The sequence below is a fragment of the Pseudomonas costantinii genome, from assembly GCF_001870435.1.
GTDB classification, from domain to species: Bacteria; Pseudomonadota; Gammaproteobacteria; order Pseudomonadales; family Pseudomonadaceae; genus Aquipseudomonas; species Aquipseudomonas costantinii.
Genome location: NZ_MDDR01000003.1, coordinates 213748 through 235909 on the forward strand (window position 1 = coordinate 213748; position 22162 = coordinate 235909).

Here is a 22162-nt window from a genome sequence, read left to right on the forward strand (position 1 = left end):
TTACATACGCTCCAGGGTTTCCAGGCCTAACAATTCCAGGCCTTGCTTGAGGGTCCGTCCAGCCAGTGCGGCGAGGCGCAGGCGACTTTGCTTCTGGGCTTCGTCGTCGGCGGTGAGGATCGGGCAGTTCTCGTAGAAGCTGGAGAACAGGCCGGCGACCTCGTACAGGTAGGTGCACAGGATATGCGGCGTGCCTTTCTCGCCGACGCTGTTCAACACTTCGCCGAACTGCGCCAGTTTCGCCGCCAGTTCCTGTTCGTGCGGTGCATCCAGGACGATCTGGCCTTCGACTTCGCTGAAGTCTTTGCCCAGCTTGCGGAACACACCCGCCACGCGGGTGTAGGCGTACAGCAGGTACGGCGCGGTGTTGCCTTCGAAGTTGAGCATCAGTTCGAAGTTAAAGCTGTAGTCACTGGTGCGGTGCTTGGACAGGTCGGCGTATTTCACCGCGCCAATCCCCACCACGCGAGCGATGTTGCGCAGGTCGGCTTCGGCCAGCTCCGGATTCTTTTCCTTCACCAGGTTGTAGGCACGCTCCTGGGCTTCGTTCAGCAGGTCGATCAGCTTCACGGTGCCGCCGTCGCGGGTCTTGAACGGGCGGCCGTCGGCGCCGTTCATGGTGCCGAAGCCCATGTGTTCCATGTGCATCGGGTGGGTCACGAAACCGGCGCGGCGCGCCACTTCGAACACCTGTTGGAAGTGCAGGGCCTGGCGCTGGTCGACAAAATACAGCGCACGATCAGCCTTGAGCACACCGCTGCGGTAGCGCACGGCCGCCAGGTCGGTGGTGGCGTAGAGGTAGCCGCCATCGGCCTTGACGATGATCACCGGCAGCGGCTCGCCATCGGCGGTCTTGAACTCTTCGAGGAACACGCATTGCGCGCCGTTGCTTTCAACCAACAGGCCCTTGGCCTTGAGGTCGTTGACCACGTTGATCAGGTCGTCGTTGTAGGCGCTTTCGCCCATTACGTCAGCCATGGTCAATTTAACGTTGAGCAGCTCGTAGATTTCCTGGCAGTGGGACAGGGAAATCTCACGGAAGCGGCCCCACAGTTCCAGGCATTCCTTGTCACCGGCTTGCAGCTTGACCACCAAGCCGCGGGCACGGTCGGCGAACTCTTCGGATTCGTCGAAGCGCTTCTTGGCCGCGCGGTAGAAGTTTTCCAGGTCCGACAGTTCATTGCTGGTGATCGGGTTTTCCTGCAGGTAAGCCATCAGCATGCCGAACTGGGTGCCCCAGTCGCCCACATGGTTCTGACGGATTACGGTGTCGCCGAGAAACTCCAGCACGCGTGCCACGCCGTCGCCAATGATGGTCGAGCGCAGGTGGCCCACGTGCATCTCTTTGGCCAGGTTCGGCGCAGAGAGGTCGACAGCCACGCGTTGCAGCGCGCCAGCCTTGCGCACGCCGATCTTGGCGTCGGCCAGTGACGCGTCCAGGCGCGAAGCCAGGGCCTGGGTGTTCTGGAAGAAATTGATAAAGCCAGGGCCAGCGATTTCAGCTTTGCTGACCTGTGGGTCGGCAGGCAGGGCGGCGATGATTTTCTCCGCCAAGTCGCGCGGTTTCAGGCCCGCAGGCTTGGCCAGCATCATCGCGATGTTGCTGGCGAAGTCGCCGTGGGTCTTGTCGCGGGTGTTCTCCACCTGGATCGCCGGCGTCAGGCCTTCAGGCAACACACCTTCGTTGACGAGTTGGGTGAGGGCTTGTTGGATCAGCTGGCGAATGGTGTCTTTCATGGTGTTCTCTTTCGACCGCAAGCGGCGGCGCGCGATGCGCAGGTGGAAAAACTGGGCATTATCCGTGGCGAGGGCGGGCTTGCCAACCGTTCAGGCCAGATGGCGGACCTGCGGGCCTCATCGCGGGCAAGCCCGCTGCCACATTTTAACGTGTGAATACTTCTACATGTGGGCGCTGGTTTGCCTGAGATCGTTATCAATACAAATCTACCGGGTCCACATCCAACGACCATCGCACTTGCCGACCGCTGGGCATTTGCTCCAAGGCAAGCAACCAGCTACTTAATAGCCGATGCAGCGGTGCACGCGACGTTGCCTGCAAGAGTAGCTGAGCGCGATAACGTCCGGCGCGGCGTTCCATGGGGGCGGGCACCGGGCCGAGCAATTCGATGCCGGTCAGACTCAGTTCGCCGAGCAAACGTTCGGCGGCGCTGCACGCTTCATCGAGAAAACTTTCGGCTTGCCCCGGCTTATGCGCTTCTGCGCGCAGTAGCGCCAAATGAGAGAAGGGCGGCAGGCCGGCGGAGCGGCGTTCGCTCAATGCCTGTTCGGCGAAAGCAAAGTAGCCTTGTTCGGTCAGCTGAATCAGCAGCGGATGATCGGCCAGGTGCGTCTGGATAATCACTCTGCCCGGTTCTTCGGCCCGCCCGGCGCGGCCTGCGACCTGCACGATCAACTGCGCCATGCGTTCGCTGGCGCGGAAGTCGCCGGAGAACAGGCCGCCGTCGGCATCCAGAATTGACACCAGGGTCACCCGTGGAAAGTGATGACCTTTGGCAAGCATCTGTGTGCCGATCAGAATGCACGGCTGGCCTTTCTGGATGGTGGCGAACAGTTGGGTCATCGCGTCTTTGCGCGAGGTGCTGTCGCGGTCGACCCGCAGCACCGGGTAATCCGGGAATAGAATGCCCAGGCGCTCTTCGGCGCGTTCGGTACCCGCGCCAACCGGGCGCAAATCCACCTTGCCGCACTGCGGGCAGTGGCGCGGCAACCGCTCCACATGACCGCAGTGATGGCAGCGCAGCTCGCCGTGGCGCTGGTGCACGGTCATGCGCGCATCGCAGCGCTCGCACTCGGACATCCAGCCGCAGTCGTGGCACAGCAGTGTCGGCGCAAAGCCGCGGCGGTTGAGGAACACCAAGACTTGCTGGCCGGCGGCAAGGGTCTGGCCAATGGCTTGCTGCATAGGCCCGGAAATACCGCTGTCCAGTGGACGGCTTTTTACGTCCAGGCGCAGGAAACGTGGCTGCTTGGCCCCGCCTGCGCGTTCGTTGAGGCGTAGGAGGCCGTAACGGCCGGTGTAGGCGTTGTGCAGGCTTTCCAGGGATGGGGTCGCCGAGCCCAGCACAATCGGGATGTCTTCCTGGCGCGCCCGCACCAGCGCCAAGTCGCGGGCGTGGTAGCGCAGGCCTTCCTGCTGTTTATAGGAGCCGTCGTGCTCCTCGTCGATGATGATCAGCCCGGGGTTTTTCATCGGGGTGAACAGTGCCGAACGGGTGCCGATAATAATGTCGGCGTCGCCGTCCCGCGCCGCCAGCCAGGATTCCAGGCGCTCGCGGTCGTTGACCGCCGAATGCACCAAGGCGATGCGGGCATTGAAGCGTTGCTCGAAGCGCGCCAGGGTTTGCGGGCCCAGGTTGATCTCCGGGATCAGCACCAGCGCTTGTTTGCCGGCCTGCAGGGTTTCGCGGATCAACTGCAAATAGACTTCGGTCTTGCCGCTGCCTGTTACGCCGGCCAGTAGAAAGGCGTGGAAACTGTCGAAGCCTGCGCGGATCGCTTCATACGCAGCGCGTTGCTCGGTGTTCAGCGGCAATTCCGGTTGGGCCAGCCAATGTTCATGGCGAGCATCGGGTGCGTGCTTGCGGATTTCTACCTGTACCAGGCCCTTGGCGAGCAACAGGTCGAGGCTGTCTTTGCTCAGCATCAGCTTACTTAATAGCTGATGCGCCACGCCGTGGGGGTGCTGGGCCAGGGTCGCCAGGGCTTCACGTTGGCGTGGGGCGCGGGCGATGCGCGGGTCGTCGAGGCGTGCGCCGGGCACCGTCGACCAGAAGCGTTCCTGGCGCGATTCGGCCAGTTCGCCCTGGCGCAGCAGCACCGGGAGCGCCCAGCTCAAGGTATCGCCCAGGCTGTGTTGGTAATACTGGGCGGTCCACAGGCATAACTTGAACAGCGCCGGCGGCAGTGGCGGCGTGGCGTCGAGGATCGCCAGGGCTGGTTTGAGTTTTTCAGCCGGGACTTCGCTGTGGTCGGCGACTTCCACCAGGATGCCGATCATTTCCCTGCGCCCAAACGGCACACGCACACGCATGCCCGGCTGCAACTGTGCCCGCAACACGCCGGCCGGGGCACGGTAGTCGAACAGGCGGCGCAGGGGCGAGGGCAGGGCTAGGCGCAAAATGGCGTCGGGCACGCGGAGGGTCTCATATAAGGCAGGCGGTGGTGCAGGGGCGGGAGCCTAGCAGACAGGGGAAGGCTTGGGTATGCCGTGGTTTTCTGATGAAAGGGGCTTTTACGTGGGGAATCGGCCGCAAGGGCTGCTTGCGTGTTTAAAAAGGTCTGGTAGAATCCGCGGCCTAATTACGTGCGGTATTCGACAATAGTGTCGAGTGGCGGCACGCTAGCCCGAGGAAGTCACCATGAAAGCCGATATCCATCCAGCGTACGAAGTCATCGACGTAACTTGCAGCTGCGGCAACAAGTTCCAGACCCGTTCGAACCTGTGCAAGCCACTGGGTACTGACGTATGCAACGAGTGCCACCCGTTCTACACCGGTAAGCAGAAAACTCTGGACACCGGCGGCCGTGTACAGCGCTTTGCTGATCGTTTCGGTACTTTCGGCAAGAAGCCTGCTGCTACTCCAGCAGAGTAAGGCTCAAAAGCCTTTTGGGCTTTTGCTTGCTGTTCAAGAAGGCGTCCCTAGTGGACGCCTTTTTTGTACCTGGAATTTGGCTGTGGACTGGATAAGTAGACTTTCAAGAAAAAATTGTAGACATTTTTTAATTCAATTGTGAACAGTTGAGCCCTTGTATCCCGTGGCTCTTGGCCAAAAGTCTTAGTGCAGGGCCCTTGACACCTGTGACTGCCCAGTCTTGTAGGGACTTTGCGACACGCGTATCCTCGGCGGTCCGTCGACCAACAGTAAAAGCGGAATGCCGATATGTCTGATTTGAAAACTGCCGCTCTCGAATATCATGCCCATCCTCGTCCAGGAAAGCTGAGTGTAGAGCTCACCAAAGCCACTGCCACCGCTCGCGACTTGTCGCTGGCCTACAGCCCTGGCGTTGCCGAGCCCGTACGTGAAATCGCCCGCGACCCTGAACTGGCGTACAAGTACACCGGCAAAGGCAACCTGGTTGCAGTGATTTCCGATGGCACCGCGATTCTCGGCCTGGGTAACCTCGGCCCATTGGCTTCCAAGCCAGTCATGGAAGGTAAAGGCGTGCTGTTCAAGCGCTTCGCCGGCATTGACGTTTTCGACATCGAAGTCGACTCCGAGAGCCCGCAAGCTTTCATCGACACCGTAAAGCGCATCTCCATCACCTTCGGTGGCATCAACCTGGAAGACATCAAGGCACCTGAGTGCTTCGAGATCGAAAAGGCCCTGATCGAGCAGTGCGACATTCCGGTATTCCACGATGACCAGCACGGCACCGCGATCGTTACTGCGGCAGGCATGATCAACGCCCTGGAAATCGCCGGCAAAACCCTGGCTGACGCGAAGATCGTTTGCCTGGGCGCCGGCGCTGCGGCCATCTCCTGCATGAAATTGCTGGTGAGCATGGGCGCCAAGCTGGAAAACATCTTCATGGTCGACAGCAAGGGCGTCGTTCAGTCCGAGCGTACCGACCTGAACCAGTACAAGGCGATGTTTGCCCACGCGACCGAGAAGCGCACCCTGGCTGACGCCTTGAACGGTGCAGACGTGTTCGTTGGCCTGTCCGGCCCGAACCTGCTGAGCGCTGAAGGCCTGAAAACCATGGCGGCTAACCCGATCGTGTTCGCCTGCTCCAACCCTGATCCGGAAATCTCTCCGGAACTGGCTCACGCTACCCGTAGCGATGTGATCATGGCCACCGGTCGTTCGGACTACCCGAACCAGGTCAACAACGTACTGGGCTTCCCGTTCATCTTCCGTGGTGCCCTGGACGTTCGCGCCAAGCGCATCAACGAAGAGATGAAAGTGGCTGCCGCCAACGCCCTGCGTGAACTGGCCAAGCTGCCGGTACCTCAGGACGTGTGCGATGCCTACGGCGGCGCCAAGCTGGAGTTCGGTCGTGAGTACATCATCCCGAAACCAATGGATAAGCGTCTGATCACCCTGATCTCCGATGCCGTGGCCAAAGCCGCCATCGAGACCGGTGTGGCTACCCTGCCGTATCCGAAGCACTACCCGCTGAAAAGCGTGGATGATGTGTTCAACGGCTAAGCCGTTGTAGCGCACCAACAAAAAGCCCCGGCTCTCACGAGCCGGGGCTTTTTTGTGGCTGTCCGGATTTAAAGGTGAAACCTGTGGGGGCTAGGCCACAGACTCCATCAGAACAAATCGATTGGCGCCGCCTCATCCGCCGGCAGCGGGCTGCCCGGAACAACGCCATTGCCCAGCTCGTTGACCGACGGCGGTGTGTCTTCGCTCTTGAACAGCTCGAAGTATGCGTTTGGTGTGCTTGGCGATGCTGCACGGCCACTCACCGGATCGATCCGCAGGCTGAGAATGCCTTCCGGTTCCGGTTGGGTGTTCAACGGCTTGTCCTTCAAGGCTGCGCCCATGTAGCTCATCCAGATCGGCAGCGCGACGGTGCCACCGAACTCGCGGCGGCCAAGACTTTCCGGCTGGTCGTAGCCGGTCCATACGGTGGTCACGTAGTCGCCGTTGTAGCCGGAGAACCAGGCATCCTTGGAGTCGTTGGTGGTACCGGTTTTGCCCGCGATATCGGCACGGCCCAGGGCCAGTGCACGACGGCCGGTACCTTTCTTGATCACGTCTTCCAGGATGCTGTTGAGGATATAGGTGGTACGGCCATCCACTACACGCTCAGCGACCGCTGGCGCTTGTGGCTCAGTTGGAGCCGCGGCATTTGTGGCTGGCGCTGCACCTGGGGTCGGCTCGATGGTGATGCCGCCGTGGCTCGGTGCCGCAAGGCCATCCGTGGCTGCCACACCGTTGACCACGTCACCCGGCACGCGTGGCGGGTTGGCGGTGAACAGGGTGTCGCCATTGCGACTTTCGACCTTGTCGATCAAGTAAGGCGTGATTTTGTAGCCGCCGTTGGCAAAGGTGCTCCAGCCGGTGGCGATTTCCATCGGCGTGAGGGTCGCGGTGCCGAGGGCCAGCGACAGGTTCGGTGGCAGGTCCGATTTGTTGAAGCCAAAGCGCGTGATGTAGTCGATGGTCTTGCCTACGCCCATCGCTTGCAGCAAGCGGATCGACACCAGGTTACGCGACTTGTACAGCGCTTCGCGCACGCGGATCGGGCCGAGGAAGGTATTGGTGTCGTTCTTCGGGCGCCAGACCTTGTCCAGGTACTCGTCGACAAACACGATCGGTGCATCGTTGACCAGGCTGGCGGCGGTGTAGCCGTTATCCAGCGCGGCACTATAAATAAATGGCTTGAAGCTCGAACCCGGCTGACGCTTGGCCTGGGTGGCGCGGTTGTAGTTGCTTTGCTCGAAGGCAAAGCCGCCGACCAAGGCACGGATCGCACCGTTCTGCGGGTCCAGGGAAACGAGGGCGCCCTGGGCTAACGGCACTTGGCTGAATTTCAGGCTGTCGTCTTTCTGGCGTTGCACGCGGATCAAATCGCCCACTTGGGCCACGTCCGACGGCTGCTTGGGCATCGGGCCCATGCTGTTGGTGTTCAGGAAGGGGCGCGCCCACTTCATGCTGTCCCACGCCACATGGGCTTCGCCGGAGCGGGTCAGCACTTGCACGCCATCTTTCGTCACTTGGGTGACGATGGCGGGTTCCAGTCCGCTGATCGCACGCTGTTTGCCCAGCTCGGTGGTCCAGGCGCTCAGAGTCTTGCCCGGCAGGCGCGATTCTGGGCCGCGGTAGCCGTGGCGCTGGTCATAGGCGATCAGGCCGGAATGCACCGAATTGTTGGCGATGTCCTGCAGGCTGCTCGGAACGGTGGTGGTCACGCGGAAGCCTTCGGTGTAGGCCTCGCTGCCATAACGGCCGACCATCTCGGCACGCGCCATTTCGGCGATGTACGGTGCGTTCACTTCCGGCGTCGGCACGTGGTAACTGGCGTTCAGCGGTTCGGCCACGGCGCTGTCGTAAGCGGCCTGGTCGATCTTGCCCAGCTTGTACATACGGCCCAGGATCCAGTCACGACGCTCTTTGCTGCGCGCCGGGTTAGCCAACGGGTTGAAGCGCGAAGGGGCCTTGGGCAGGCCGGCAATCATCGCCATCTGCGCCAGGCTGGCATCACGAATGGACTTGCCGTAGTACACCTGGGAAGCGGCCTCGATCCCGTAGGCGCGGTTGCCCAGATAGATCTTGTTAACGTACAGCTCGAGGATCTCGTCCTTGGTCAACTGACGTTCGATTTGCAGTGCCAGCAGGATCTCGGTGGCTTTACGCGAAAAACTACGCTCGCTGGTGAGGAAGAAGTTCTTCGCCACCTGCATGGTGATGGTGCTGCCGCCGGATTGAATGTGTCCGCTTTTTACCAACTGGGTGGCTGCGCGCACCAGGCTGCTAGGGTCGACGCCGTAGTGATTGGCGAAATTGTCGTCTTCAGCCGACAGCAGAGCACTGATGAAGTTGGGTGGAATGTCGGCGAAACGGATCGGGGTGCGGCGCATTTCGCCGAACTCCGCGATCAGTTTTTCATCGCTGCTGTAAACCCGCAAAGGAATCTGCAACTGGATACTTCTGAGTGCCTCTACGGAAGGCAAACCCGGACTAAGGTAGAGGTAAGCACCGCTGAGTACGAGCAGTAGCCCGCAGACGATCGCGACAATGGAGTACCCGAAAAACTTCAGCAGACGAATCAAGGCTTTTGGATTTCCAGAGAAAAGAATGAGTTAGGCGTCGGGGCATGCATGGCAAACGATGGATCGACCCGAGCTGCAGATAAAAAGCGGGAAAAAACGCTGGGCATTAAAGCATTTTTCGGCTTGGGGCGTCATTCGTGCCACTCAAACAAGTCGACCGAATGCACGACGCCCTGCGGCAATCAGCCGGTATGACAAGGAAAGTTTTGGGGAGTTTTATGAGAAAGGGAATTTTCAGGCGAAAAGTCGACACCCTTCTGGGCGTCGACATCAATGGCACAGGCATCAAGCTGATAGAGCTGAGTCGCTCAGCCCGCGGGTACACCGTTGAAGGCTATGCCACGCAGGTGCTGCCAACCCTGGCGGTAGTCGATGGCGCATTGCTGGACCTCGAGGGCATAGGGCGCGCGCTGCAGCAGGCGTTATCTCGGTTGCGTACGTCGGCGCGGCAGGCGGCGGTGGCTGTAGCGGGCCCGTCGGTCATCACACGGGTGATCGAAATGGAGGCAGGGCTCAGTGATGAAGAGATGGCCTGGAAGATCCAGATGGAAGCCGATCAGTATGTTCCTTACCCATTGGATGACGTAGCTATCGACTTTCAGGTTCGCGGCCTTTCGGCCCAGGACCCGGCTCGGGTCGAGGTGTTGCTGGCGGCGTGTCTCAAGGAGCACGTAGAGGCTCGCGAAGCGGTTTTGGCCCTGGCTGGGCTTGTGCCACGGGTGGTGGACGTCGAAGGGTTTGCATTGGAGCGCGCTTGCAGTCAGGATTTTGCCAGCTTCATGCCGGGTCATCGAGTCGATGGCACGCAATGGGCCATGGATGCACCAGGGATGGGAATTGCTTGCGGGTTGGCCCTGAGGAGTTTCGCTTGATGACACGAATCAACCTTTTGCCTTGGCGCCAGGCGCTGGCGGAGCGGCGGCGCAAGTACTTCCTGATATTTCTGCTGGCGTTAGCCTGTGCGGCGCTCGCGGCGGTGTGGCTGGCGGATCAAGTGATTGGCCAGGCTATCGACCGGCAAGTGACGCGCAATAATCACTTGGGCAAGGAAGTCAGCGTCCTGGATTCGCGCATCAAGACCATCGACGACCTTCAAGAACAAAGCCAGCAATTGGCGGAACGCATGAAAGTCGTGCAGGACCTCCACGAAGCCCGCTCGGCTGGCGCCCAGTTGTTGGATCAATTGGCCCGTGCAGTTCCCGATGGGGTGCATTTGCATGAGGTTGTAGCGAAGGGTGATACGGTGAGTGTCAGTGGCAGTGCTGAAACCAGCCAGGATATCGCCGAGCTGATGCGTCGTCTGGAGGCCTCGCAAGGTGCCCACGCCACTCGGTTGCAGCATGTGCGGGCGGACGATGAACAGGGTAGCAACGGGTTTCAACTGATGGTGCGCCAAGGGGAATCCACCGAGGCCCAACCATGAGCCTGCCCAGGCTCGATTTTTCCACGCTGACTCACAACGCTGCCAAATGGCCCTTGCCAGGCAAGGCACTGTTGGGCTGCGCGCTGGCAGGCTTGGTACTGGTGGTGGGCGATAGTTTGCTGCTGGCCCCATCACGTGAGCGCCAGCGCGCGTTAGGGGCGCAGGAAATGGCCCTGCAACAACAACTCGTGGAAAAAACTGGTTTGTCCGCCAGCCTTGAAGAGCGCACCCGTCAGCTCCAGCTGAATCAGGCAGGGGTTGCCGAGCTATTGCGGCAGTTGCCGAGCGAGTCCGAGGTGCCGGGCTTGCTGGAAGATATTGCTCGGCTGGCCGTTGCCAATGGCTTGATGGTTGAGAGCATCGCGGTGTTGGATGAGCAGATTCGGCCGTACTATGTCGAGCAACCCATGCAGATTGGCGCTTCTGGGGCTTTTCACGATCTGGTGACGTTCGTGAATGCTTTGGGTGGCTTGGCGCGAATCGTCACTGTGCATGATGTCGCGCTTCGGCGTGATGGGGCGCTACTGCGGCTTGAATTGCTGGCCAAGATTTATCGAAGTGCTTCGCTAGGCGATAAATCTGGCTACGCCGCCAAACAAGGGTCGGGCTTTGTCTACGACCCATCCTCCCTGCGTGACCCGTTTCAGCTGCCCGCATTGCAGGCTGAGCACCTTGGCGGCCAGCCAGCTCTTGCGCCAGATCTAACTCGGCCAAGGGGTTTGCTGGAAGGTCTGGCGGTCGATCAGTTCGAAATGGTCGGCACGTTGTCCCGAGGCGTGCAGTCCTTCGCATTATTACGCGTAGCCTCAACGGTGCATCGGCTTGCGGTCGGCGACTATGTGGGGCCGAACCACGGCCGAGTAACGGCTATTCATGACGGCCACATCGAGCTGGCCGAGTTGTTCCCCGATGAACAAGGCGCATGGCTGGTGCGCTCGCGAACCCTCGTGTTGAACGTCAACTCATAACGGAATCAAACAATGAAAAGGACTTTCTCGTCCTTCGGTGTGGCGCTATGGATAGCGTTCACGGCACCGATGGCTTTTGCTGTGCCCAATCGTGTGGACCTGATCCAACTGCCGCCGCCAGGCAAGGCAGTTTCGGGCGTTTATACCGGCGACAAGCTGAGCCTCAACTTCCAGAATATCGAACTGCGCGCGGTGCTGCAGCAGATCGCCGATGTGGCGGGCCTTAACTTGGTCGCCAGCGACGAGGTGCAGGGTTCAATCACCCTGCGACTCAGGGATGTACCTTGGGATCAGGCGCTGGACCTGGTATTGCAGACCAAGGGGTTGGATAAACGGGTAAAAGCCGGTGTCTTGCTGGTAGCGCCCGCCGACGAGTTGGCGGCTCGCGAACGGCTGACACTGGAGTCGCGCAAGCAGATGGCCGAGTTGGCGCCACTGCGTCGGGAGTTGTTGCAGGTCAATTACGCCAAGGCGGCGGACTTGGCCAAGTTGTTCCAATCTGTGACGGGCTTTGAAGGCGTCACCGATGAGCGCGGCTCGGTGGCAGTGGATGACCGCACCAATAACATCATCGCCTACCAGACCAGCGAACGATTGGAAGAGTTGCGGCGGATCGTGGCGCAACTGGATATTCCAGTGCGCCAAGTGATGATCGAAGCGCGGATCGTCGAAGCCAATGTCGATTACGACAAAAGCCTGGGCGTGCGCTGGGGTGGGCGACTCAATCCCGGAAACTGGGGCGCGGGTGGTATCGGCAAGCCCTTGGCCGAAGGTGCGCAGCCACCGGAAAATTCGCCCAGCTCACCGTTTGTCGACTTGGGTTCACTCACCGGTACTTCTGGTGTGGGCATCGCCTTTATCACAGACAACCTGTTGCTGGACCTCGAACTGACCGCCATGGAGAAAACCGGCAACGGTGAAATTGTCTCGCAGCCCAAGGTAGTTACCTCCGACAAAGAAACTGCGCGCATCCTCAAGGGCACCGAAATTCCCTATCAGGAGTCCAGTTCCAGCGGTGCCACCTCCGTGTCTTTCAAAGAGGCCTCGCTCTCGCTGGAGGTGACCCCGCAAATCACCCCCGACAATTGGGTGATCATGGAGGTCAAGGTCACCAAGGATGAGCCCGATTATCTGAACAAGCTCAACGACGTACCGCCGATCAAGAAAAACGAAGTCAACGCCAAGGTGTTGGTCAAGGATGGCGAGACCATCGTCATTGGCGGGGTTTTCTCCAATACCCAAAGCAAAGTGGTAGATAAAGTGCCATTTTTGGGCGATGTGCCGTATCTTGGCCGCCTTTTCCGGCGCGATGTGCTGGCGGAGAAAAAATCCGAGCTGCTGGTATTCCTGACTCCGCGTATTATGAATAACCAGGCGATTGCTGTGAGTCGTTGATTCTGTGCGAAATTTGATTCTTGTAGGACCGATGGGGGCTGGAAAAAGCACCATCGGCCGTTTGCTGGCCAAAGAGCTGCGCCTGCCATTCAAAGACTCCGATAAGGAAATTGAATTGCGCACGGGCGCCAATATCCCGTGGATCTTCGATAAAGAAGGTGAACTGGGCTTTCGCGACCGCGAGCAGGCGATGATTGCCGAGCTGTGCGGCTGCGATGGCGTGGTATTGGCCACCGGCGGTGGCGCAGTCATGCGCGATGAAAACCGCCGGGCGCTGCACGCCGGTGGTCGCGTGGTCTATCTGCATGCCTCGGTTGAGCAGCAGGTGGGTCGCACCGCCCGTGATCGTAATCGCCCGTTACTGCGTACAGCGGACCCTGCAAAAACCTTGCGGGACTTGCTGGCGCTGCGCGATCCGCTCTATCGGGAAATCGCCGATCTGGTGGTGGAAACCGATGAGCGGCCGCCACGGATGGTCGTTCTCGACATTCTCGAGCGCTTGCAGCAATTGCCACCCCGTTAAAGCCAGGCCAGAAATGCGCTATTCTCGGCGGCGCGTCATCACCCTTTGAGGTGTGGCGTAGAGCCATCAGGCAACGTCAGATCCGAGCGTTGCCGATCGTAAATATATCTTCACGCGGGGACACATGCAGACACTTAAGGTTGATCTAGGCGAGCGCAGCTACCCAATCCATATTGGCGAAGGTTTGTTGGACCAACCCGAGTTGCTTGCACCGCATATTGCCGGGCGGCAAGTGGCGATCATCTCCAACGAAACGGTCGCGCCGCTGTATCTTGAGCGTCTGAGCCGCAGCCTTGCTGCCTATTCGGTGATCTCGGTGATCTTGCCTGACGGCGAAGCCCACAAGAACTGGGAAACCCTGCAACTGATCTTTGATGGCCTGCTGACCGCTCGTCATGATCGTCGAACCACCGTGATCGCTCTGGGCGGCGGTGTGATCGGCGATATGGCCGGTTTTGCGGCAGCCTGCTACCAGCGTGGTGTGGACTTTATCCAGGTGCCGACCACCTTGTTGTCCCAGGTCGATTCGTCGGTGGGCGGCAAGACCGGTATCAACCACCCGCTGGGCAAGAATATGGTTGGCGCGTTCTACCAGCCCAACGCCGTGCTGATTGACACCGCGACCCTCAACACCTTGCCGCCGCGCGAGCTGTCGGCGGGCTTGGCGGAAGTCATCAAATACGGACTGATCTGCGACGAGCCCTTCCTGACCTGGCTCGAAGAGCATGTAGATGCTCTGCGCGCCCTGGACCAGGTGGCGCTGACCGAAGCGATTTCCCGCTCTTGCGCCGCCAAGGCGCTGGTGGTGAATGCCGACGAACGGGAGTCCGGCGTACGGGCCACCTTGAACTTGGGCCATACCTTCGGCCATGCGATCGAAACGCACATGGGCTATGGTGTGTGGTTGCATGGGGAAGCCGTAGCGGCTGGCACTGTGATGGCATTGGAAATGTCGCAGCGCCTGGGCTGGATCAGCGCCCAGGAGCGGGATCGCGGCATCCGCCTGTTCCTGCGCGCCGGCTTGCCGGTCATCCCTCCGGAAGAGATGACCGAGGCGGATTTCCTCGAACATATGGCAATAGACAAGAAAGTGATCGACGGTCGACTGCGACTGGTGCTGCTGCGCCATATGGGCGAAGCGGTGGTGACCGACGATTATCCGAAAGAGATTTTACAGGCCACGCTGGGAGCGGATTACCGCGCCCTGGCCCAGCTTAAAGGTTAATAAGATCCCGATGACTAGTTTGCATGCCGACGAGGCCTTCCTCGGCCATTACCAGTTAAGCCACGACCCCTTTGCTCCTCGGGTGCCGGGCTTCAAATTTTTCCCTGCCCAGCGCAAGCCGGTACTTGGCCAATTGCACCATCTGGCGCGCTACAGCCAGCTGCTGTTGGTGGTGACAGGCCCGCTGGGCAGTGGCAAGACCTTGCTGCGTCAGGCGCTGGTCGCCAGCACCAACAAGCAATCGGTGCAGAGCGTGGTGGTGTCGGCCCGTGGTGCGGGTGATGCGGCAGGTGTGTTGCGCCAAGTGGCCCAAGCCCTGAGTGTGTCCACGGCTGAGCCGAACGCGATCCTCAAGCAAGTCGTGCAGCTTGGCTTGACCGGTCAGGAAGTCTACTTGCTGGTGGACGACGCCGAGCAGCTCGACGAATCTGCCCTGGAAGCGCTGTTGGCGCTGGCGGCGGGCACGCCGGAAGGTCGCCCGCACGTGTTCCTGTTTGGTGAATCGTCGTTGATCGCCGATCTGGAGCAGATCAGCGGCGAACAGGAACTGTTCCACGTCATCGAATTGCAGCCATACGAAGAGGAAGAAACCCGCGAATACCTGGCTCAACGCCTTGAGGGCGCAGGGGCCGGTATCGAACTTTTCTCCGCTTCGCAGATCTCTGATATTCACGAAAGCTCCGACGGCTGGCCTGGCACCATCAACCAGGTCGCCCGGGATGCCTTGATCGAAGCCATGATTGCTAGCCGCTCTGCGGTCAAGCGTCCAAAGATGGGGTTCACTATGCCTAAGAAGCACGTATTGGCGATTTCTGCCGTTGTCGTGGTCGCTGTCGCCGCCGCCTGGTTGATCCCAGGTCGTAGCAAGGCCCCCGCCACCGCTGGCGCGCCAACCGAACAGGCGCAGTTGCCACTGGGCAAGCCTACGCCAAACGTCGAGTTCGCCAACTCCGGCCAACCGACCAACCTGCCGATGGTCGGCCAACCGGTGATGCGCGGCCCGCTCGCCGAAGAAGCCGGTGGTATCTCCGAAGGCGACGACGGTGTGCCGGTGGCAGGCTCCAGTGCTACACCTCCGACCGTGACCACTACCGCACCGCCTGCAGGCGTTCCGGCTGGCCCGGCAGCGACCCCAGCTGCCAAGCCGACTCCTGCACCGACTGTCGCCGCCGCGAAGCCGGCTCCGGTCGCTAAGCCTGTCGCACCTGCACCAGTGGCCAAGCCTGCTCCAGCGGCCAAGCCGATTGAAAAACCAGCCGCCACCGTTGCCAAGGCTGGCGCTACCGGCAGCAGCTGGTACACCAGCCAACCTGCTGGCCATTTTGTGGTGCAGATCCTCGGCACCAGTTCCGAAGCCAATGCCCAGGCCTTCGTAAAAGAGCAGGGCGGCGAGTACCGTTATTTCAAGAAAGTGCTCAACGGCAAGCCTCTCTACGTGATCACCTACGGTAGCTTCCCAAGCCGTGCAGCAGCCGATTCCGCTATCAAGGCCTTGCCAGCGAAGGTTCAGGCTGGTAAACCTTGGCCTCGCACTGTCGCCAGCGTCCAACAGGAACTGGCAACAACTCGCTGAAGATTCGGCGGCCTTACCCAGGCCGCCTCTCCCGGCACCTCAAAAAAATCCGCAAGTGCGTGCTGCCCTCAAGGCCGCGCGCTTTGTGGTGTCTGCGTCACAGTGGCTTTTGAGTCGTAGCGGTCCGAACTAAAAAAGTTTTGACTAGCACAGCATATCGCTTTAAACCTTTCATAAATGCGACATAGATTTGCGACATTTCGTCGCTAAATTTGTGAGCGTCCGTGTCGGTGTGTACAATGACCTCCCTTTTGCCCCCGCTAAGCCGGCGTACGTTCGGCGTGGAAGGTAACCGGTTGAATTGAAAAGAAATTTGCCTCGATATAAGAGGCAGCCTGGTGAGAAAGTGTCTATGAAAGCAGGTCTGTACCAACCCGATGAATTCAAGGATAACTGCGGTTTCGGCCTGATAGCCCATATGCAGGGCGAGCCCAGTCATACCCTTTTGCAAACGGCCATCGAGGCCCTGACCTGCATGACCCACCGCGGTGGGATCAACGCCGACGGCAAGACCGGTGACGGTTGTGGCTTGCTGATTCAAAAGCCCGACCAGTTCCTGCGCGCTGTCGCAAAAGAGCATTTTGCTGTCGACCTGCCCAAGCAATACGCTGTGGGCATGGTGTTCTTTAACCAGGACCCGGTTAAAGCACAAGCCGCTCGCGAAAACATGAACCGCGAAATCCTCGCCGCCGGCCTGCAACTTGTCGGCTGGCGCAAAGTGCCGATCGACACCAGCGTGCTTGGCCGCCTGGCCCTCGAGCGCCTGCCGCAGATCGAACAAGTGTTCATCGCAGGCGACGGCCTGAGCGATCAGGACATGGCGATCAAGCTGTTCACGTCGCGTCGTCGTTCGTCCGTGGCCAACGCCGCCGACACCGACCACTACATCTGCAGCTTTTCCCACAAGACCATTATTTATAAAGGCCTGATGATGCCGGCGGATTTGACCGCCTTCTATCCAGACCTTAAAGACGAGCGTCTGCAAACCGCAATCTGCGTGTTCCACCAGCGCTTCTCCACCAACACCCTGCCGAAATGGCCGCTGGCTCAGCCGTTCCGCTTCCTCGCCCACAACGGCGAGATCAACACCATCACCGGCAACCGCAACTGGGCTGTGGCCCGTCGCACCAAGTTCGCCAACGATTTGATGGACCTCGAAGAGCTCGGCCCGCTGGTTAACCGCGTGGGTTCCGACTCTTCCAGCATGGACAACATGCTCGAACTGATGGTCACCGGCGGCATCGACCTGTTCCGTGGCGTGCGCATGATCATTCCGCCAGCGTGGCAGAACGTTGAGACCATGGACCCCGACCTGCGGGCGTTCTATGAGTACAACTCGATGCACATGGAACCGTGGGACGGCCCGGCCGGCGTGGTAATGACCGACGGTCGCTACGCGGTGTGCCTGCTCGACCGTAACGGTCTGCGCCCGGCGCGTTGGGTTACCACTACCAACGGTTTTATCACCCTGGCGTCGGAAATCGGCGTGTGGGACTACAAGCCCGAAGACGTTATTGCCAAAGGTCGCGTAGGCCCTGGCCAGATCCTGGCCGTGGACACTGAAACCGGTCAGATCCTCGACACTGATGCCATCGACAACCGCTTGAAGTCGCGTCACCCGTACAAGCAATGGCTGCGCAAGAACGCCCTGCGTATCCAGGCGACCATGGAAGACAACGACCACGGTTCGGCTTTCTATGACGTCGACCAGCTCAAGCAGTACATGAAGATGTACCAGGTCACGTTCGAAGAGCGCGACCAAGTGCTGCGTCCGCTTGGCGAGCAAGGCTACGAGGCCGTCGGCTCCATGGGCGATGACACGCCGATGGCCGTGCTGTCCCAGCGCGTGCGTACGCCGTACGACTATTTCCGCCAGCAGTTCGCTCAGGTGACCAACCCACCGATCGACCCGCTGCGCGAAGCCATCGTGATGTCCCTGGAAGTGTGCCTCGGTGCCGAGCGCAACATCTTCCAGGAATCGCCTGAGCATGCGTCCCGCGTAATCCTCAGTTCGCCTGTGGTTTCTCCGGCCAAGTGGCGCTCGTTGATGACCCTGGATCGCCCAGGCTTCGACCGCCAGATCATCGACCTGAACTACGACGAGAGCCTCGGCCTTGAAGCCGCTGTGCGCAACGTCGCCGACCAGGCCGAAGAAGCCGTGCGCGCCGGTCGTACCCAGATCGTACTGACCGACCGCCATATCGCCCCAGGCAAGTTGCCGATCCACGCATCCCTGGCCACCGGCGCGGTACACCACCGCCTGACCGAAAAAGGTCTGCGTTGCGACTCCAACATCCTCGTGGAAACCGCCACCGCCCGCGACCCGCATCACTTTGCGGTGCTGATCGGTTTCGGCGCCTCGGCGGTGTACCCGTTCCTCGCGTACGAAGTGCTGGGTGACCTGATCCGTACCGGTGAAGTGCTGGGCGACCTCTATGAGGTGTTCAAGAACTACCGTAAGGGCATCACCAAGGGCCTGTTGAAGATCCTGTCGAAGATGGGCATCTCCACCGTCACGTCCTATCGCGGCGCTCAGTTGTTCGAAGCGATCGGCTTGTCCGAAGAAGTTTGCGACCTGAGCTTCCGTGGCGTACCAAGCCGCATCAAGGGCGCACGTTTCGTCGACATTGAGGCCGAACAGAAAGCCCTGGCGGCCGAAGCCTGGAGCGCGCGCAAGCCGATCCAGCAAGGCGGCCTGCTGAAGTTCGTGCACGGTGGCGAATACCACGCGTACAACCCGGACGTGGTCAACACCCTGCAAGCCGCCGTGCAGCAGGGCGACTACGCCAAGTTCAAGGAATACACCGCGCTGGTGGATAACCGCCCGGTGTCGATGATCCGTGACCTGTTCAAGGTGAAAACCCTGGACACGCCTCTGGCTATCAGCGAAATCGAACCACTGGAGTCGATCCTCAAGCGCTTCGACTCCGCCGGTATTTCCCTGGGCGCCTTGTCGCCTGAGGCTCACGAAGCCCTGGCCGAAGCCATGAACCGCCTGGGTGCGCGTTCCAACTCCGGTGAAGGCGGTGAAGACCCGGCGCGCTACGGCACCATCAAGAGCTCGAAAATCAAGCAGGTGGCGACTGGCCGTTTCGGTGTGACCCCGGAATACCTGGTCAACGCCGAAGTGTTGCAGATCAAGGTTGCCCAGGGCGCCAAGCCCGGTGAAGGCGGCCAGCTGCCAGGCGGCAAGGTCAACGGTTTGATCGCCAAACTGCGTTATGCAGTACCGGGCGTGACCCTGATTTCGCCACCACCGCACCACGACATCTACTCGATTGAAGATTTGTCGCAGCTGATTTTCGACTTGAAACAAGTCAACCCGCAGGCCCTGGTCTCGGTGAAATTGGTAGCAGAAGCTGGCGTGGGCACCATCGCCGCCGGTGTGGCCAAGGCCTATGCCGACCTGATCACCATCTCCGGCTACGACGGCGGTACCGGCGCATCGCCGCTGACCTCCATCAAGTACGCCGGCGCACCGTGGGAACTCGGCCTGGCTGAAACTCACCAGACCCTGCGCGGCAACGACCTGCGCGGCAAGGTTCGGGTACAGACCGACGGCGGCCTGAAAACCGGCCTCGACGTGATCAAGGCTGCGATCCTTGGCGCCGAAAGCTTCGGTTTTGGTACTGCGCCAATGATCGCCCTGGGCTGCAAATACCTGCGCATCTGCCACCTGAACAACTGCGCCACCGGCGTTGCGACGCAGAACGAAAAGCTGCGTAAAGATCACTACATCGGCACCGTCGACATGGTGGTGAATTTCTTCACCTATGTCGCCGAAGAAACCCGTGAGTGGTTGGCCAAGCTGGGCGTGCGCTCGCTGGAAGAGCTGATCGGCCGTACCGATCTGCTGGACATCCTCGAAGGCCAGACCGCCAAGCAACAGCATCTGGACCTGACGCCGCTGTTGGGCAGCGACCACATCCCGGCAGACAAGCCACAATTCTGCCAGGTTGACCGCAACCCACCGTTCGACAAAGGCCTGTTGGCCGAGAAGATGGTCGAGATGGCCAGCTCCTCGATCAACGACGCCAGCGGTGGCGAATTCGTCCTGGATATCTGCAACTGCGACCGTTCCATCGGCGCCCGCATCTCCGGCGAAATCGCTCGCAAGCATGGCAACCAGGGGATGGCGAAAGCGCCGATCACCTTCCGCTTCAAGGGCACTGCGGGCCAGAGCTTCGGCGTGTGGAACGCCGGTGGCCTGCACATGTACCTGGAAGGCGACGCCAACGACTACGTGGGCAAGGGCATGACCGGCGGCAAGCTGGTGATCGTTCCGCCTAAAGGCAGCGTCTACAAGACCCAGGACAGTGCCATTATCGGTAACACCTGCTTGTACGGCGCCACGGGTGGCAAGCTGTTCGCCGCCGGTACTGCCGGTGAGCGTTTCGCCGTGCGTAACTCCGGTGCTCACACCGTGGTGGAAGGCACTGGCGATCACTGCTGCGAGTACATGACCGGGGGCTTTGTCGCAGTATTGGGCAAGACCGGTTACAACTTCGGTTCGGGCATGACCGGCGGTTTCGCCTATGTGCTTGACCAGGACAACACCTTCGTCGACAAGGTCAACCACGAGTTGGTCGAGATCCAGCGGATCAGCGGCGAAGCCATGGAATCCTACCGGAACCACTTGCAACACGTGCTGGACGAGTACGTCGAGGAAACAGGCAGCGAATGGGGTCGTAACCTCGCTGAAAACCTTGATGATTACCTGCGTCGTTTCTGGCTGGTCAAGCCCAAGGCTGCCAACCTGAAATCGTTGCTTTCCAGCATCCGTGCCAACCCGCAGTGATATGCGCCTGAACAGTTTGATGAGGTTTTAACATGGCTGAACGTCTGAATAACGACTTCCAGTTCATCGATGTCGGGCGCAAAGATCCGAAGAAGAAACTGTTGCGTCAACGCAAGAAAGAGTTCGTGGAAATCTACGAACCCTTCAAGCCCCAGCACTCGGCCGACCAGGCCCACCGCTGCCTGGGTTGCGGTAACCCGTATTGCGAATGGAAGTGCCCGGTGCACAACTTCATTCCCAACTGGCTGAAGCTTGTAGCCGAGGGCAACATCCTCGCCGCCGCCGAGCTGTCGCACCAGACCAACACCCTGCCGGAAGTCTGCGGCCGGGTGTGCCCGCAAGACCGTCTGTGCGAGGGTGCCTGCACCCTCAACGACGGCTTCGGCGCGGTGACCATCGGTTCGGTGGAGAAGTACATCACCGACACCGCGTTCGCCATGGGCTGGCGCCCGGACATGTCCAAGGTCAAGCCGACCGGCAAGCGTGTTGCGATCATCGGCGCGGGCCCAGCGGGCCTGGGCTGTGCCGACGTGTTGGTGCGTGGTGGTGTGACCCCGGTGGTGTTCGACAAGAACCCGGAAATCGGCGGCCTGCTGACCTTCGGCATCCCCGAGTTCAAGCTGGAAAAAACCGTCCTGAGCAACCGTCGTGAAGTGTTCACCGGCATGGGTATCGAGTTCCGTCTCAATACCGAAATCGGCAAAGACATCACCATGGAGCAACTGCTCGCCGAATACGATGCCGTGTTCATGGGCATGGGTACCTACACCTACATGAAGGGCGGCTTTGCCGGTGAGGATTTGCCGGGCGTTTATGACGCTTTGGACTTCCTGATCGCCAACGTGAATCGCAACCTGGGCTTTGAAAAGTCGCCGGAAGACTTCGTCGACATGAAAGGCAAGAAGGTCGTGGTGCTGGGCGGTGGTGACACCGCGATGGACTGCAACCGTACCTCGATTCGCCAGGGCGCCAAGTCGGTGACCTGTGCCTATCGTCGTGACGAAGCCAACATGCCCGGCTCGCGCAAAGAGGTGAAGAACGCCAAGGAAGAAGGCGTGCGATTCCTCTACAACCGTCAGCCGATTGCTATCGTCGGTGAAGATCGTGTTGAAGGCGTGAAGGTGGTCGAGACCCGTCTTGGCGAGCCGGATGCCCGTGGTCGTCGCAGCCCTGAGCCGATCCCGGGTTCCGAAGAGATCATCCCGGCTGACGCCGTAGTGATTGCTTTCGGTTTCCGCCCAAGCCCGGCGCCGTGGTTTGAGCAGTTCGAGATCCAGACCGACAGCCAGGGCCGCGTTGTGGCCCCGGAACAAGGCCAGTACAAGCACCAGACCAGCAACCCGAAAATCTTCGCCGGTGGCGACATGGTTCGTGGTTCTGACTTGGTGGTGACGGCGATCTTCGAAGGGCGTAATGCCGCTGAAGGCATCCTGGATTACCTGCAGGTCTGATGATCGTTCCCACGCTCTGCGTGGGCATGCAGCCAGGGACGCTCTGCGTCCCGACTGGCGTGA

The 22162-nt window shown here is 60.2% G+C and carries 13 protein-coding genes and 1 pseudogene; 11 read left to right on the forward strand and 3 right to left on the reverse strand.

The window, feature by feature from the left end:
* Together argS and BFL40_RS01065 are read right to left on the reverse strand one after the other, a co-directional pair.
* Window positions 1–1737 (reverse strand): arginine--tRNA ligase, encoded by a 1737-nt coding sequence (gene argS / locus BFL40_RS01060; RefSeq protein ID WP_071482657.1) that lies wholly within the window; start codon window positions 1735–1737, stop codon window positions 1–3.
* Between the two features lie 196 nt (window positions 1738–1933).
* Entirely contained in the window at window positions 1934–4153 is a 2220-nt protein-coding gene (locus BFL40_RS01065; protein ID WP_071482658.1) for a primosomal protein N', read from the reverse strand.
* A 226-nt stretch (window positions 4154–4379) separates the two neighbouring features.
* Between BFL40_RS01065 and rpmE the strand changes: the two genes are divergently transcribed.
* Window positions 4380–4613 (forward strand): 50S ribosomal protein L31, encoded by a 234-nt coding sequence (rpmE, locus tag BFL40_RS01070; RefSeq protein WP_071482659.1) that lies wholly within the window; start codon window positions 4380–4382, stop codon window positions 4611–4613.
* A gap of 288 nt (window positions 4614–4901) precedes the next feature.
* Window positions 4902–6170 (forward strand): malic enzyme-like NAD(P)-binding protein, encoded by a 1269-nt coding sequence (locus tag BFL40_RS01075; RefSeq protein WP_071482660.1) that lies wholly within the window; start codon window positions 4902–4904, stop codon window positions 6168–6170.
* A 107-nt stretch (window positions 6171–6277) separates the two neighbouring features.
* Here BFL40_RS01075 and BFL40_RS01080 read toward each other — a convergent pair whose 3' ends face one another.
* A complete protein-coding gene (locus BFL40_RS01080; RefSeq protein WP_071482661.1) occupies window positions 6278–8743 on the reverse strand; it encodes a penicillin-binding protein 1A in 2466 nt (821 codons plus the stop codon).
* Between the two features lie 218 nt (window positions 8744–8961).
* On the opposite strand from BFL40_RS01080, the gene pilM reads away from it, so the two are divergent.
* The 9 genes and pseudogenes from pilM (at window position 8962) to BFL40_RS01130 (ending at window position 22099) form a co-directional block, all read left to right on the forward strand.
* Window positions 8962–9615 (forward strand): type IV pilus assembly protein PilM, encoded by a 654-nt coding sequence (pilM, locus tag BFL40_RS01085; protein WP_071482662.1) that lies wholly within the window; start codon window positions 8962–8964, stop codon window positions 9613–9615.
* The gene (locus BFL40_RS01090; protein WP_071482663.1) at window positions 9615–10166 is read left to right on the forward strand and encodes a PilN domain-containing protein; all 552 of its coding nucleotides are present in this window, start codon (window positions 9615–9617) and stop codon (window positions 10164–10166) included. Before pilM ends, BFL40_RS01090 begins: the two co-directional genes overlap by 1 nt.
* Window positions 10163–11134, forward strand: coding sequence for a pilus assembly protein PilP (locus tag BFL40_RS01095; protein ID WP_071482664.1), 972 nt, complete (start codon window positions 10163–10165; stop codon window positions 11132–11134). The genes BFL40_RS01090 and BFL40_RS01095 overlap by 4 nt, the downstream gene beginning before the upstream one ends.
* Before the next feature lie 141 nt (window positions 11135–11275).
* Window positions 11276–12529: pseudogene (locus BFL40_RS01100) on the forward strand (type IV pilus secretin PilQ); the annotation flags it as partial.
* A gap of 4 nt (window positions 12530–12533) precedes the next feature.
* Window positions 12534–13052, forward strand: a complete 519-nt coding sequence (gene aroK, locus BFL40_RS01105) for a shikimate kinase AroK (protein ID WP_071482666.1) — start codon at window positions 12534–12536, stop codon at window positions 13050–13052.
* Between the two features lie 124 nt (window positions 13053–13176).
* Window positions 13177–14277: a 3-dehydroquinate synthase gene (aroB, locus tag BFL40_RS01110; protein WP_071482667.1), complete on the forward strand. Its 1101-nt coding sequence runs from the start codon at window positions 13177–13179 to the stop codon at window positions 14275–14277.
* 10 nt (window positions 14278–14287) lie between these two features.
* Window positions 14288–15850 carry an SPOR domain-containing protein gene (locus BFL40_RS01115; protein WP_071482668.1) on the forward strand — a complete coding sequence of 521 codons (1563 nt, stop codon included), beginning with the start codon at window positions 14288–14290 and terminating at the stop codon, window positions 15848–15850.
* A 352-nt stretch (window positions 15851–16202) separates the two neighbouring features.
* Window positions 16203–20648: a glutamate synthase large subunit gene (gltB, locus tag BFL40_RS01125; protein WP_071482669.1), complete on the forward strand. Its 4446-nt coding sequence runs from the start codon at window positions 16203–16205 to the stop codon at window positions 20646–20648.
* 32 nt (window positions 20649–20680) lie between these two features.
* Window positions 20681–22099: an FAD-dependent oxidoreductase gene (locus tag BFL40_RS01130; RefSeq protein WP_071482670.1), complete on the forward strand. Its 1419-nt coding sequence runs from the start codon at window positions 20681–20683 to the stop codon at window positions 22097–22099.
* The last annotated feature ends 63 nt before the right edge of the window (window positions 22100–22162 follow it).